Source organism: Endozoicomonas sp. SESOKO4 (assembly GCF_024606275.1).
Genome location: NZ_JAHHPS010000508.1, coordinates 1 through 13,777, shown reverse-complemented (window position 1 = coordinate 13,777; position 13,777 = coordinate 1). Strand labels below are relative to the sequence as shown.

15 protein-coding genes and 1 pseudogene are annotated in these 13,777 nt (G+C 48.9%); all 16 read right to left on the bottom strand.

Annotated elements, in window-relative coordinates; all coding sequences use genetic code 11:
- Positions 1-6 precede the first annotated feature (6 nt).
- On the bottom strand, positions 7-786 hold the full coding sequence (locus KDK16_RS09990; RefSeq protein ID WP_257275900.1) for a FliH/SctL family protein: 780 nt from the start codon (positions 784-786) through the stop codon (positions 7-9).
- 51 nt (positions 787-837) lie between these two features.
- A complete protein-coding gene (gene fliG, locus KDK16_RS09985; RefSeq protein WP_257275899.1) occupies positions 838-1,860 on the bottom strand; it encodes a flagellar motor switch protein FliG in 1,023 nt (340 codons plus the stop codon).
- The gene (gene fliF / locus KDK16_RS09980; protein ID WP_257275898.1) at positions 1,853-3,505 is read right to left on the bottom strand and encodes a flagellar basal-body MS-ring/collar protein FliF; all 1,653 of its coding nucleotides are present in this window, start codon (positions 3,503-3,505) and stop codon (positions 1,853-1,855) included. Before fliF ends, fliG begins: the two co-directional genes overlap by 8 nt.
- Positions 3,506-3,519: 14 nt before the next feature.
- Complete coding sequence (fliE, locus tag KDK16_RS09975; protein WP_257275896.1) at positions 3,520-3,840, bottom strand: flagellar hook-basal body complex protein FliE; 321 nt, start codon at positions 3,838-3,840, stop codon at positions 3,520-3,522.
- Between the two features lie 100 nt (positions 3,841-3,940).
- On the bottom strand, positions 3,941-4,834 hold the full coding sequence (locus tag KDK16_RS09970; protein WP_257275894.1) for an OmpA family protein: 894 nt from the start codon (positions 4,832-4,834) through the stop codon (positions 3,941-3,943).
- A 5-nt stretch (positions 4,835-4,839) separates the two neighbouring features.
- Complete coding sequence (flgN, locus tag KDK16_RS09965; protein ID WP_257275893.1) at positions 4,840-5,325, bottom strand: flagellar protein FlgN; 486 nt, start codon at positions 5,323-5,325, stop codon at positions 4,840-4,842.
- Complete coding sequence (gene flgM / locus KDK16_RS09960; RefSeq protein WP_257275892.1) at positions 5,322-5,630, bottom strand: flagellar biosynthesis anti-sigma factor FlgM; 309 nt, start codon at positions 5,628-5,630, stop codon at positions 5,322-5,324. The genes flgN and flgM overlap by 4 nt, the downstream gene beginning before the upstream one ends.
- Before the next feature lie 102 nt (positions 5,631-5,732).
- Positions 5,733-6,641, bottom strand: coding sequence for a flagellar hook-associated protein FlgL (flgL, locus tag KDK16_RS09955; protein ID WP_257275890.1), 909 nt, complete (start codon positions 6,639-6,641; stop codon positions 5,733-5,735).
- 21 nt (positions 6,642-6,662) lie between these two features.
- Positions 6,663-8,294, bottom strand: coding sequence for a flagellar hook-associated protein FlgK (gene flgK, locus KDK16_RS09950; RefSeq protein WP_257275889.1), 1,632 nt, complete (start codon positions 8,292-8,294; stop codon positions 6,663-6,665).
- Positions 8,295-8,308: 14 nt separating this feature from the next.
- On the bottom strand, positions 8,309-8,641 hold the full coding sequence (locus KDK16_RS09945) for a rod-binding protein (protein ID WP_257275887.1): 333 nt from the start codon (positions 8,639-8,641) through the stop codon (positions 8,309-8,311).
- Between the two features lie 26 nt (positions 8,642-8,667).
- Entirely contained in the window at positions 8,668-9,786 is a 1,119-nt protein-coding gene (locus KDK16_RS09940; protein WP_257275885.1) for a flagellar basal body P-ring protein FlgI, read from the bottom strand.
- Between the two features lie 11 nt (positions 9,787-9,797).
- On the bottom strand, positions 9,798-10,538 hold the full coding sequence (locus KDK16_RS09935) for a flagellar basal body L-ring protein FlgH (RefSeq protein ID WP_257275883.1): 741 nt from the start codon (positions 10,536-10,538) through the stop codon (positions 9,798-9,800).
- Positions 10,539-10,561: 23 nt separating this feature from the next.
- Positions 10,562-11,348 (bottom strand): annotated as a pseudogene (flgG, locus tag KDK16_RS09930) (flagellar basal-body rod protein FlgG).
- Between the two features lie 40 nt (positions 11,349-11,388).
- Positions 11,389-12,123, bottom strand: coding sequence for a flagellar basal-body rod protein FlgF (gene flgF / locus KDK16_RS09925; protein WP_257275881.1), 735 nt, complete (start codon positions 12,121-12,123; stop codon positions 11,389-11,391).
- Positions 12,123-13,343 carry a flagellar hook protein FlgE gene (flgE, locus tag KDK16_RS09920; protein ID WP_257275879.1) on the bottom strand — a complete coding sequence of 407 codons (1,221 nt, stop codon included), beginning with the start codon at positions 13,341-13,343 and terminating at the stop codon, positions 12,123-12,125. Before flgE ends, flgF begins: the two co-directional genes overlap by 1 nt.
- A gap of 21 nt (positions 13,344-13,364) precedes the next feature.
- The coding region (locus KDK16_RS09915) for a flagellar hook assembly protein FlgD (protein ID WP_257275877.1) at positions 13,365-13,777 on the bottom strand (413 nt) is incomplete at its 5' end.

The window sequence follows — 13,777 nt, the reverse complement described above, 5'->3', positions numbered from 1 at the left end:
GCGACATTAACCCGCGTCCTCCATTGCGGCAGGCAAGTTTTCACGAATAATATCCAGACACTCCACCAGCCGGGATTCCATTCGAGCTTCCGCTTCTGTCTGGCTGGAAATGATCCGGCAGTCGTGCATTGGTAATTCCTGATCTTCGACGACCTGCCAGGCCGCACCAAAATCTGGCTTGAGTTGTTTGAGCAACTCCGCGTTGACCGGATTCACATGGATGGTGTACTGAGCATCCTCAGGCATGATACTCAGAGTTTCCCTGATGACAGAGACGATCTGTTCCGGAGAAGTCATCAGCTCACGACGCACCACCTGGCGACAGGTTTCTTCTATTACTTTTCCAAGCCAGCTGATCTTTTCGTCGCGACCATAACTGGCACCAGAGCGAAATTCAGACATTTCTTTTCGCAACAGGGATACCAGTTTTTTCTGCTCCTCAGTGGCAATACGCCCACCTTCTTTGACGCCCAGCTCTCTGCCCTCTTCAAAGCCCATTCGACGGCCTTCTTCCACACCTTTGGCATAGCCTTTCTCAATACCCTGCTCCAGAATACTTTGCAGAACTTCAGCAGAGGGTTCAACGGATTCCTGTGATGTCGGTACTGTATTCTGAACCTTATCGACAGGCTGAGAAGCACTATCACTATAGTCAGATTGTTGAGTTATCTCTGGAGTCTCTGATGTTTCTGAATTCTGAAACTCACCGGGCTTTTGGTGAACCGGAAAGAGAAACCGTTTGAAGGCCGCTGTTTCAGGCTGCCATATTTTTTGTCTGTTTGTCATGAACCAACCTGTTGTTATTAGTATGAAGAAAGTGATGGGTATTGATTGGCATTAACCGATCATCTCGTCCTCATCATTAAAGATCAGCTCTATCTCACCGGATGCAGCCAGCTGTCGCGCTGCCCGAAGCACATCGTTGCGGGCAGACTGAACCTGACTGGCACGAACCGCGCCAAGATTTTCAATGTCTTCAAGCAGGAATTTGGCGCTTCGCTTGGTCATGGTACCTACAACGACATCAATCATCTCCTGAGCGGCCCCTTTGAGCGCCAGAGCCAGAATATCCTGGCTGACCTCCGCCATAACCTTACGCAGTGCATCTTCGTCCAGACGCATAAGGTGTTCAAAGAGGAACATTTGTTGTTCAATCTGCTCAGCCAGTTTCTTATCCTGCTCCTTAAAGTAACTCAACAGACTCTGCACCGAAGTGTCGTTCATCCGGTTCATTATATCGGCCACCTGACGAAGACCACTGACGGTGGTATTCTGACTGGTGCTCATTTTGCCGATATTGGCATCAAATATAATGTTGAGTTCTTCAAGGATGGATGGATGTAATTCCTGCAGTCGGGCTACTCGTGACAATAGATCCTGGTGACTTTTGGCTGGAAGGCGCATTAATACGTCGGTAGCCTGTGTAGCTCCCAGATAGGTCAAAACCACTGCCTGAAGTTGCGGGTGCTCATCAACAATCAGTTCGGTGATGGTTCCCGAGTCCATCCATTTCATCGCTTCCAGACTGTTGCTCTCACCGCCAAAAATAGAGTCCATGACACCTTTGGCTTCTTTGTCACCCAAAGCCATCTTCAAGGTCTTGTCAATATATCCTTTGGAGGAACCAGAAAGGGCGCTGTCATACCGATAAGTGTGGAAAAACAGGTCCAGAACTTCCTGAACCTGATCTCTTTTCAGGGGTGCGATGGTCGCCATGGTCGTGCTGATCTGTCGAACTTCCCGCTGGCTAAGGTGTTTGAATACCTGCGCCGCACCTTTTTCCCCCAGACTGAGAAGCAGGATAGCAATGTCTTTGGGAGTCGGCGGCCTTGATGGCAAGGTTCTTTGATTATCACTCATAACTGTTCATCCATAGCTTGATCACCTGTGCTACCCTGGCAGGGGCCTTGGACGACAGTTCTCGCATCTGAGTCACCTGAGTTTCAAAATCTGCCAACTCAGGCGGCAAAAGATCAAAAGTGTCATCAAATATTACTTTCCTGCCTTGCTGGTCGAACTGGGTAGAATCCGTTTCCTCAGAGATTTGAGGTAACACGGCTGGCTCATCCATCTTGATAGTGATCTGTTTCATCATGGGTCTTAAAAGAAACATAATCACAAGAATCCCCAGCAAAGTACCGCAACCATATTTGACGTAGTAGAGCACCTGCGGCTGTTGCCACCAGGCCAGCCCGACAGGTTCAACATGAGTGACTGGCACAAACGGTGCGGTATGAATACTGATCTGATCACCACGAGCCTGATCAATACCTGTCGCATCAATAATCATTTGTTGAATCGTGGCAATTCTTGCCTGATCCCAATTACCAATACCCAGAGCTTCATCGGGCTGCTCATTGAGAACAACGGCAACGCTGAGTTTCTGTACTCTGCCCTGCTGATTGGCCACCTGCCTGATCACTTTGTCTACTTCATAGTTGCGGACAAACTCTGAATGAGTATTATTGCCCTGCTCCGCCTGAGCTTGCTCCCCTTCTTCCGGTGGCTGATTAGCGAGAGCACCGGGTATGCCTCTGGCTCCCTGCCCGCTATTAAGCACTTCCTTTCCCTGCTCACTTCTTAACACGGGAGCACCGGGCTCATATTGCTCTACCGTTTGCACCACCTGTTCAAAATCCACATTGGCGGTAACCTGGGCCCTGAAATTGACAGACCCCACCAGAGGTTCAAGCAGGGCACTGATGCGCTGTTGAAAATGAGCTTCAACCTGACGCTTGAAGTCCAGCTGTTTACTGGCTTCACTGAGCACACTGTTACCCAATAAAACATCTGAAGAGAGCAGTTTGCCGGACTGGTCAATAACAGAAACATCGCTGCGATTCATATTAGTGACACTGGCGGCCACCAGATTCACAATGCCTTCAATCTGCTCATTGCTCAACCTGTATCCTGGAAACAGATCGACAAACACTGAGGCCGATGGTTTTCCCTGTTTGCGAATAAAACTGCTCTGTTTGGGCAGAGCCAGGTGGATTCGGGCATTGCGGACGGGTTTCAGGCTGATAATGGTCTGAGCCAGCTCGCCTTCAAGACCACGCCGGTAACGGACATTTTCCACAAACTGGCTGGTACCGATTTCCTGCCCATCGAGCGTTTCCAGTCCTTCCGGCGTTCTTGCCTGAACGCCCGATACAGCCAGCTGCATACGGGCATCGGAGAGCCTGCCGACATCCACCATGACCTGACCCGAAGCCGGGTGAATTTTATAAGCAATACTGTTTTGTTCCAGTACATTGACCACACTGGCCACATCATAGAGTTCCTGATTGCCATACAGTGGCTGGTAATCCGGAGATTGTGACCAGAGCCAGAAAACTGACATCAGGGCAACCGATACTGCAAACAAGACCATCAGCACCACTTGATAGTTACGATTGTTTTTCAGAACTTCGGACACCCTGTCCAGTGCTTCACGCCAAACAGGCTTCACTTCTTTTTCTTCTGGTGCCTGCTCCGGGGTGGCATTTGTTTCTGATTCTGCCATGGTATTTTTCTACCTTAGATCTGCATGCGCATGATGTCTTCGTAAGCAGTCACTGCCTTATTGCGAACCTGCATCAATGCCTGAAAGGAAATACTGGATTTCTGCATGGCAATCATGGTGCCCATGAGGTCATCACTTTCCCCGGTTTCAATCTTGTGCATCATGCCGCTGGACTCTTGTTGCAGGTCATTAACCTTTGCAATGGCCTGTTGCAGCAGATTGCCAAAACCGTTGGTAGTCATGCCTTCAGATGCAACTGAGGAAGGTAAAATCGGAGCAGGTCGGTTTTTCAGGAGTACACTGAGGGAATCCGGGTTTAGACCTTTGATGTCCATTGAGCCGCCATCCACTGTTGTTCTGTGAAATGTTGTTCTGTAAAAGTGCCCGGTAAGCACAGGCTCTTTCCGTCAGTTGACGATTTATTGTCAGAATTATTTATCGGCGGCTCAGGGTAATCTTTACCCGTCGGTTTTTATTTCTTCCTGCAACAGTCGCATTGGTGGCTACAGGATAGCGGTCACCATGAAAGCGCATGGTAAGACGCTGTTCGGAAATACCTTTTGATCGTAAATATCTATAAACCCGGCTTGCACGCACTTTTGACAGCTGAAGGTTTTCCAGCCTGTCACCCCGGGAGTCTGTGTGAGCGTCAATAGCAACATTGGTGATACTTTTATCCACCAGAATATAGGTGGCCAGGTCATCAAGATGTGACAATTGTTCCGGGCTTATATGGGATCTTGATGACGGGTAATAGAGCAGTGTTTCTTTTGCCTGTTCGTAGTTCAGAGCCAGCAATTCTCCATAACATTGATAAAATGTTGCTGCTGTTTTTTGGAAATTCATAGCGGGTATTTTAATATGAACAGGGTTTACTGCTTCCCTCTGAATCTCAACAACCAGCTGATGCCCCTGCTGCAGATCTTCAACAACACGGGCAACATTGATTCTCATTTCAAACTGTTTATCCGGCTCTGCCTGAACACCACCGAGAGCGTTCAGGTAATGGCTATGACGCCAGGGGGATTGTTGTACCGCAACACGAATATGCCGGGCTTCTTTAATAAAAAAATCCGGTTCCAGGGTTATATAATGCACGCCTCCGGCAGCCGCATTCAGAACGATACTGCCCAGCCCTGTCACGTTGCTGTTCAGGCGACACTGGAAACGGGACGTGGTCAACTCCCACTTATGTAGAGTGAGTTCCTGAGGGAATTCTCTGACTGAGTTGGCTGATGATCGGGAAAGCAGCAACAAGGAGAAACCAAAAATCGCGAGGCCAAAAATCAACAGTTTCCGAAATCGCCGCAAATCATCAGAAAACAACATGCTGATCAGCCCAGCTTTCTTTCACAGATGCCCTGCTGGTTATAGGGCGAGGGTTCCTGACTGGAAAAAACCACATCAATAATCTGGTTAGTGCTGGCCGCCAGACGACTCAAGAGCTTGCCGTTTGCCTGATTCAGACTACGGCAGCGGCCTGCTGTAATTTCCAGTTGATGCCATTGTTTCAGTGTGGCTTCAGCTTTGGGTGTAGAACATATAATTTGCAGAAATGATCGTATACCTGCCGGGTCCGGTGACAGCCCCGCTTCTTTCAAATAATGCTCTCTCAGGGAAGCATTCAGATGCAGCATGTCCAACAGTTTGACCTGAGTTTCAAGATGCGTTTCCAGAGCTGCAATATTCCTTTCCAGCATCAGGTTATGGGCCTTGCTCAGAACAACTTCCAGTTTGCGGGTTAAAGCCAGTGCATCACGGATATTGCCCAGCAGTTTTTTTTTCAACAGAAACGCTATAAGTACCACTTTTATTGTCATTCTTTTCTGTGGTCATCAAAGTCATCGGAAAGCTCCAGAATTTTGTTGGCAAGCATTTGATAATCGACCGGCATTTCTCCTTTTTTAATCGCTAGCCGAATGCTCTCCACTTTTTTCCTGTCAATTTCATCTATGTCTGACAGAGATTGGAACAGTTCTTCAATATTCTGGGCTTCACCGCTCAACCTTAAACGATCATCATTGACCTTGGGAGGCGCGGCTGCTTTTACATCATTTTTGACTGCACTTTGGCCTGCTATTGGACTGGCTGCTTTTTTTGACCCGGTGCGATTTATTCCCGGCATGCTTTTCACCACTCGTCTGTGATGGGTACAGAACTCCAATCGGCAAGGTGTCAAAAAATCTTAAATTCCCTGAAATGGGGATTTTTTTTTGCCAATGGCCCGTCAGAAATAATTGAACAGAGACAGTTGCTTGATGTTGGCATAAACCTGCTGGCTGGCACTGAGAAGGGTCTGCTGCTGAGCCAAATCAGTGGCGGCCTTCGTCATATCAACATCTTCCAGAGATGAATGAAGTTTTTCCAGCATCAGTTTGATATCGGCATGGCTTTCACCCACCCGATCAAGCACAGTCTGATTACTGCCTGCCTTGGTCTGGGCGATCCCTACCCTGTCCAGAGTGGCATCAATCCATGTCATCGCGTCTGACAGAACGGCATTCAGACTCACAGGGTTTCTCAGTTCATCCACCGCACCAGACAGGGCGTCAAAGATACTGTCTATCGGTGGTGTAGCGGTTGGGTCGAAAAATAGATTTTCTGCCGACTCATTGAATGTCACCTGGGCAGAGCCACTGATATTGACCAGACGAAGGTTATTATTGCCATTGTATGAATAATCACCAGCGACTTCGTCAACAGGCTTCTGAGTGCTCAGGGTTCCGGAGAAAATGTACTGCCCGTCTGCCTGCTGATAATTGGCCAGGCTCAGCAAAGACTGAGCAATCGTATTCAGCTCCTCTGCCAATGGCTCATAGTCCTGATCAGTCAGAGTGCCGTTTCTGGACTGCAAAATAATGTCTCTGGCACGCCATAATTGCTCAGTCATTCCACTGTATAAAACATCTTGCTGCTGCAGTATTCTTCTGGCCGAATCAATATTATCTTCATACTGTTTTATAGCCGTTACTTCATTCTTGATCTGAAGAATTTTGACTGTATCAACGGAGTCATCCGAGGGTTGCAGGATACGTTTTCCGGATGCCATCTGTTCATTGGTTACAGCCAGTCTGGCCATACCGTCCTGCATAGCCCTGAGCATGACATTATTGAAATTGATGCTGCTGATACGCATATTTTTGGCTCCCTGTCTTTATCAGAACATTCTGAGCAATGAATCAAATGTCTGCCGGGCCACTGAAATTACCTGAGCATTAGCACTGTAGAGTTGCTGAAAGCGTAAAAGGTTGGCAGCCTCTTCATCCAGATTGACACCACTGTAGGCATTGCGGCTTGCTTCAGCCTGCTCAAACAGTTTTTTACCACCATCGGCTTCTGTTTTCGCCTGAGAAGTTTGTACCGCAATATCGCCAATAAACCGGGTATAGCTTTCAGTCAGGCTACTTTGCCCCTCTATCAGAGCATCATTCTGAAGTTGCAGAATTGTCTGCAAGTTCGAATTATCGGCCACACCACTACCCGGTGCTGCCAGAGCCAGAGCAAAAGGTTCCGTCAGAACAGCATCAATATCTCTTGCACCATAACGCACCGGTGACAACCGGTAAGCCTGATCAGTAGCGGCACCGTTGATATCAATCTCAACGCCATCAAAACTCAGGGTATCAGTACCTGCTCCGGACAAGCTGCCACTGAACTGAACCCCATCGCTCAACCGGGTAATAACATAGTTGCCGGTGTTATCTACCCGCAGATCATAGTCACTGGCTTTCAGCTGGGAACTGTCAGTAATTCTCATATCGGACACTGAGGTGGAGGCGACATCCAGCGAAAAGATACCACTGGCAGGATTAGTCAGATCAGAAAAAAGATCCACGCCGGAGTTGCCATTGACATCCTCCCCCAGTCTTAGCTGGGCATTGATCGTCGAAGCTATGACTACTGCCAGACGCCCAATCTCATTCTGAGCCTGTCTTAAAGTGCCATTCTGGTAATTCAGGATGCCGCCAATGCTGCCCCCCGGATCACCGTGCACCTGAAGGGAGGCAGAATCACTTTCAAACGCCAATGAAAAGCCATCAGGATGGCTGGCTGAGCCGGTAACACTCAGGCTGTTTCTCTGATCACCGATCAGCAGTGGCTGACCTGATTTCAGGTAAATATTGAGATTGCCATCAGGCTGCTCCAGAACATTGATGCCCATCAGCTTTGATAATTCTTTGACGGCGAGATCCCTTTGGTCAAGCATCTCGTTGGCAACCTCACCACTGGCACTGATCTTCTTTAGTTGGTCATTAAAGCCCGCTATATTTGCCAGCAAACCATTCGCTTCTGCAACCGAAGCCTCCAATTGCCTCCCGGCTAAACCCTGATGACCGACAATTTGGTTATTCAGTGTTGTAAACTGCTGAGCCAGCTTATTACTTTCGCTGAGTATGACTTGTCTGGCAGCACTGGAATAAGGATCAACCGTTGCGCCATTAAGTGTTGTAAAGAAACTCTCAAGGCCTGAGGTAAGCGATGTGCTGTCATCGCCCAACCATTGATCCAGCGAGTCGATGTATCCCGAAAAAGTGGCTGTCTTTTCCGCCAGAGATTGACTCTCCCACATCTGGGCAGTAAGAAAACTATTGGCTATTCGGTCGACGCTGGATGCATTAACACCGGTTCCCTTGGTACCGACTCCCGGATGCAAAGTGTAAGTCGGGAACCAGTAAACTCTTTGACGGCTATAGCCTTCTGTTTCGGCATTGGCAATATTGTTACTGGCGACATTAAGCGATGTCTGGCTGGCCTGTAATCCAGAAATACCTATCTGTGTCAGACTCATGTCATCTACCCCGATTAACGTTCAGTATTAAGCCTGTCGTCTTTATCACCCAACTGCCTTACCAGTGCTTCAGCTATGCCCAGCCCGCCTTCTTTACCCAGATGTCCGGCAATATGGCTGTCAAACATCGATTGAAAAAACTGCACATCTTTACCCGACATCGGCAAGTCTGAGCTGCTCATCATCGCTTCATTGGCTCTTCGCATACTCTTGAGTAATTCGTTAACAAATATGGCTTCAAAGGCCTCTGCTGCTTCTTTCAGGTCTTCCGGACCTTTTCCCTGACCGGGTTCCGGCTGATAAATATTGGCCAGATGTTTAGCTGACAGACTGCTTCCAATATCCATATCGAACGCCCTTATCGTAAATCCATTTAAATCACAATTAACTCAGCTTCCAGAGCCCCGGCTGCTTTCAGAGCCTCGAGAATGGACATCAAGTCTGTGGGTGTCGCTCCGACACCGTTAATAGCCATGACCACTTCCTGCAAAGTAACGCCTTCTTTAACCATATAGATGGCAGCATTCTGCTCTTCTATTGTGACATCACTGTTCAATATGGCTTCCGTCTGACCTCCCTGAGAGAATGCACCTGGTTGTGATACCGAGGTTGTCTGCCGGACTTTAACGACGAGGTTGCCATGACTGACTGCAGCCGGGCGAACACGAACATGCTCGCCCATTACCACAGTGCCTGTTCTGGAATTGAAAATAATACGTGCCGAAGGATCTGCCGTTTCAACATTCAGTCCTTCCAGCATGGACATAAATGCCACCCGCTGGCTACTGTCTCTGGGAGCCGAGACCAGAATAGAAACTCCATTGCTGGCATTGGCGACTTTGGGGCCAAAGTGATTATTAATGGCTGTCACTACCCTGCGGGCATTGGTATAGCTCGGTTCTTTTAAATTCAGTACCAACTGCTCCCCAAAGTTAAAAGCGCTCTTCACTGAACGCTCAACCAATGCACCTCCGGGAATGCGACCGCCGTTGGTAGTGTTAATCTGTATACGGCTACCAGCGATGGGCGCATCCGCCGTTCCTGCCAACCCTTCAGCAGAAACTCCGCCCACAATCAGGCTTCCCTGGGCGACTGCGAACACCTCACCATTGATACCTTTCATCGGTGTCAGGAGCAGAGTTCCTCCTCTCAGGCTCTTGGCATCACCAATAGAAGACACTGATACATCTATTTTCTGACCCGGACGGGCAAACGGAGGCAAGCTGGCATGGACGGTTACCGCTGCAATATTTTTTGAATTCACATCCGAACTGTTGATGGTCAATCCAAACTCTCTGAGCATGTTCACCAGCGACTGTTTGGTGAATGCTGATTTATCTCCGGTACCATCAAGCCCGACCACCAGACCGTAACCAATCAACTGATTATTTCTGACCCCTTCAACATCCACCATATCCAGCAAACGACGGGCACTGGCATTGCCCGCCACAACGAGCATAAGAAAAATCAGTCCCCACCGTGTTAAAGACATAGTGACTCCCGTCAAAATGGAAACCATGGGCTGTTAAGCATTTTGCTCACCCAGCCCGGTTCATGGGCATCGGAGTTAATGCCCAATGCCACGTAATCAATTTTTGCTTCAGCCAGTCGCTCAGACGAAACCTTGTTATCCGTTTTGATATCTTCCGGACGGACCAGCCCGCTGATCTTGATCAGCTCCTTACCCGAATTGATGGTCAACCATTTTTCTCCCTCAACCCTCAGGGTGCCATTACTGAAAACCTCGACCACCTTCACGGCAATATTACCCTTCAGGCTATTTCCACGGCTGGCGGAAGTATTGCCTCCGTAACTTCTGGAAGGCTGAACTTCAAAGGCCAGAGATCGGCCCCCGCCAAGAATAGCTGCACTGGTTTTACCCAACAGGGTCGGATCAGGAATGCTGATGGCATTATTTTTGTCGACTTTACTTAAACCACTCATGCTGATATTCGTGGTACCTTCCAGCTCGATGGTCAGAATATCGCCCAGACGGTAGGCACGGCGGTCGGAGAACATAAAGTTGCCATAGTTGGCATTAAACAGGCTGCCATTGGGATAAACTGATTCGTTGTGGGAGCTTTCCTTTTGAAAGACAGCGTTATCAGCAACCATTTTTTCCGCTTCAGGTTCGGGGCCCTTTGTCACCTGCTGATGTTGACCAGCAGGTTTGGTGTCACCCTGGCGGGGTGCACTCGAACAACCAAACAGCATAAACATGGCTATAAAACACAGAAGTCTCATTCTCTGTCCTCTATCCAACCCTGTTAAAGAGTCTGGTTAACGAACTGCATCATTTCATCAGCCGCAGCAATGACCTTGGAGTTCATTTCATAGGCTCGCTGTGCCGATATCATATTGACCAGCTCTTCCACTGAGCTGACATTAGATGTTTCCAGAGTAAACTGTTTCAGCGAACCCAAACCTCCCTGACCGGCAGTGCCTTCTATCGCGTCACCACTGGCGGCAGATTGCAGGTACAGATTCCCCCCCCAGAGCCACGAGACCAGCCGGATTAACAAAATTAGCAATGCTGATCTGGCCTATTTCTGTCGGATCAACCTGCCCCTGAATGGTTGCCATAACAATGCCATCTTCACTAATACTGATTCCGGTGGCGTCAGCGGGTACGGTAATGCCCGGTTCCAAAGGCAAACCACTGGCATTCACTATTTGACCATCTCCATTCAGGTGAAACTGACCATTTCTGGAGAATGCAGCGGTTCCATCGGGCTGTGTAAACTGAAAAAAGCCATTACCAATGATTGCCACATCCAGTGCCTGTTTGGTGGTTTCATAACTGCCGGGAGTAAACACTTTCTGGGTTCCGGTAATTTTTACGCCAGTTCCTATCTGCAAGCCGGAAGGCAGTTCGTTGTCCTGGTCTGACAGAGCCCCCGGCTGCTTTTCAATGTGATAAAAGAGATCTTCAAAGCTGGCCCGATCCCGTTTGAAACCGATGGTATTGACGTTGGCCAGGTTGTTGGAAATGATGGACATCTGCTTTTCCTGAGCAGCCAGCCCTGTCTTACTGACCCATAATGCGGGATTCATAGGCTCGTCCTCTGAGCTATAAGTTGTTATCTGCTGTCCGTTATTGATCTCTGACTAATCGGTCACCCGCAGAAGCCATGTCTCCTGCGGTTTTCATCAACTTCATCTGGGCCTCAAACTGACGGCTGAGGCTTAAAAACGACACCATTTCTTCCAGGGCATTCACATTGCTGCCTTCAAGAAAACCACTTCGTAACCTGACTTCCGGATCGGCCTCCAGTTCTCCGCCCTCAATAGAACGAAAAAGCCCGTCTGCGCCTTTGGTAATTTCTGTAATAGCCGGGTTCACCAGCTTTAACTGGCCTACCTGAACAGGATTGCCGCCCTCAGCAGGCACGATACTTATTGTACCGTCTACACCAAAGGAGACAGACTGATTATCCGGTAACTGAAGAGGTCCGCCATCTCCGATAACGGCATCCCCCCGGGCGGTTAGTACATTGCCTTCATCATCTATTTTGAACTGTCCGGCACGGGTATATGCTTCATTGCCATCACTGCCCTTGACCGCAAACCAGCCACTGCCACTGATCGCAACATCCATTGCACGACCAGTAGTATCCATTGAGCCGCTGGCGAAACGGCTACCCAGTCCACGCAGCTTGGGCATCACCCGTCCTTCATGACCATCACCCGACATTTCCACAGCCATACTGCTAACAAAGTCCCGGCGGAATCCGGGGGTAGAGACATTAGCCAGGTTATTGGCATGCACCTGTTGGGCTTGCATGGCCAGATTGGCTCCGGCGGTGCTGATATAAAGTACTTTATCCATCAGATAATATTCATCAGTGCCTGGGTAAGGTTATTACTGGTTTCAATGGTCTTGGCGTTGGCCTGATAGTTACTCTGGGCCTCAATCAAACGCACCAGTTGCAGGGATATATCGACATTAGATTGTTCCAGTGCTCCTGACTCCAGTGACCCCATAACACCGGCCCCCGGAATACCCAAAGCTGGGTTACCTGAAGCGAAGCTCGACTGCCAGAGACTGTCCCCCATAGGAATCAAACCACTGTCGTTAGCAAAATCAGCCAGAACAATCTGCCCCTGAACCTGAGTTTGTCCGTTGGAGTAAAGAGCCTGAAGAATACCGTCTGCAGTAATCTGAATACCGTTGAGTGAGCCTGGAGGAAAGCCATTCTGGGTTACCCGGTTTACCGCTGAGTCAGTGCCCAACTGAGTGAAATCTGAAATATCTATGTCGAAGCTCATTGCAGCAGCACCCGATAGTCGGGCATCCCCGGCTGGAATACCCAGAGTTACCCCGCCACCGACAGGCGTTGCCAGTGTTCCATCGTTATTAAACGTGACAGGCTGGGTCAAGTCAGGCCCCTGTCCGTCAAAATAAAATTCAATGTCCCAGGCGTTATCTGCCGTTTTTGCAAAATACATACTGACGGTGTGGCTTCCACCCAGACTGTCATTAACATTAAATGCCATAGTGGAATTAAAGGTGGACGGGTTGGTTGGGTCTATTGGCACAGCGGGAGTAATGGCATCCGTTCTGGCATCCAGATTAGCCAGCGTCACCACATCGGTAGTAGCCTGAGCGGGTATAGAGGTCTGGTTGATTTTCAGGTCGGTCTGGGTACCAGCCAGTACGTTGCCCGATGCATCCGCTGAATACCCCTGAAGCCTGAGGCCCTTATTATTCACCACGTTATTATTGGCATCTAACTGAAAGAAGCCTGCCCGGGTGTAATTCATTTGGCCATTGTCATTAACTACGAAAAAACCCTGACCATTAACCGCCATATCAAGAGCATTTTCTGTGGAAGTGATATTGCCCTGGGAGAACTGCTGGCTGATAGAGGCCACCTCAACACCTGCCACCTGACCATTACCGCCTCCTATCGAAGAAGCATAAACATCAGAAAACTCTGCGCGGGACCCTTTAAAGCCAATGGTATTACTGTTGGCAATATTATTACTGACAATTTCCAGATCCTGCTGTGCAGCATTTAATCCGGTCAACCCAATTCTAAACGACATTCCTTACCCTCCCTGATAGTCTCAGTTGCCAATGATCGAGATAGAAGACAGTGGCACAGATCCCATGCCCTCAAGCCTTAATTCAGCTCCGGCATTGGTCATATTGATACCAGACACCGTAGATTTCATAGACAGCGTACCGCTGTATGCTTCATTACCGTTGACTCCGGTTGCCGTGACTGTGTATTGCCCGGGAACAAGATCATCGAGAGTGAATGGAACGATACCTGCGGACTGTTGACCCAGTGATTTGGACTGAACCAGACTACCATCCGGCGTATAAACCCGAATAAGGACGTCCGAAGCATTGACCTGCAACTCAGTCCTTCCGCTGAACTGACCTGCCTCTTCTACCGACAGACTGTTGGACTCAACCCATACTTCTTTCCCTACCAGTCCAGCAGCCCCCAGAGACTGGGACTGCTGAAGTGAAC

Bases quoted from the DNA above. Each gene is read 5' to 3' on its own strand.
- flgL (WP_257275890.1), bottom strand. From the start codon at position 6,641: ATGCGTATCAGCAGCATCAATTTCAATAATGTCATGCTCAGGGCTATG.
- KDK16_RS09990 (WP_257275900.1), bottom strand. From the start codon at position 786: ATGACAAACAGACAAAAAATATGGCAGCCTGAAACAGCGGCCTTCAAA.
- KDK16_RS09945 (WP_257275887.1), bottom strand. From the start codon at position 8,641: ATGGATATTGGAAGCAGTCTGTCAGCTAAACATCTGGCCAATATTTAT.
- fliG (WP_257275899.1), bottom strand. From the start codon at position 1,860: ATGAGTGATAATCAAAGAACCTTGCCATCAAGGCCGCCGACTCCCAAA.
- KDK16_RS09970 (WP_257275894.1), bottom strand. From the start codon at position 4,834: ATGTTGTTTTCTGATGATTTGCGGCGATTTCGGAAACTGTTGATTTTT.
- fliE (WP_257275896.1), bottom strand. From the start codon at position 3,840: ATGGACATCAAAGGTCTAAACCCGGATTCCCTCAGTGTACTCCTGAAA.
- fliF (WP_257275898.1), bottom strand. From the start codon at position 3,505: ATGGCAGAATCAGAAACAAATGCCACCCCGGAGCAGGCACCAGAAGAA.
- KDK16_RS09940 (WP_257275885.1), bottom strand. From the start codon at position 9,786: ATGTCTTTAACACGGTGGGGACTGATTTTTCTTATGCTCGTTGTGGCG.
- flgN (WP_257275893.1), bottom strand. From the start codon at position 5,325: ATGACAATAAAAGTGGTACTTATAGCGTTTCTGTTGAAAAAAAAACTG.
- flgK (WP_257275889.1), bottom strand. From the start codon at position 8,294: ATGAGTCTGACACAGATAGGTATTTCTGGATTACAGGCCAGCCAGACA.
- flgF (WP_257275881.1), bottom strand. From the start codon at position 12,123: ATGGATAAAGTACTTTATATCAGCACCGCCGGAGCCAATCTGGCCATG.
- flgE (WP_257275879.1), bottom strand. From the start codon at position 13,343: ATGTCGTTTAGAATTGGGTTGACCGGATTAAATGCTGCACAGCAGGAT.
- KDK16_RS09935 (WP_257275883.1), bottom strand. From the start codon at position 10,538: ATGAGACTTCTGTGTTTTATAGCCATGTTTATGCTGTTTGGTTGTTCG.
- flgM (WP_257275892.1), bottom strand. From the start codon at position 5,630: ATGCCGGGAATAAATCGCACCGGGTCAAAAAAAGCAGCCAGTCCAATA.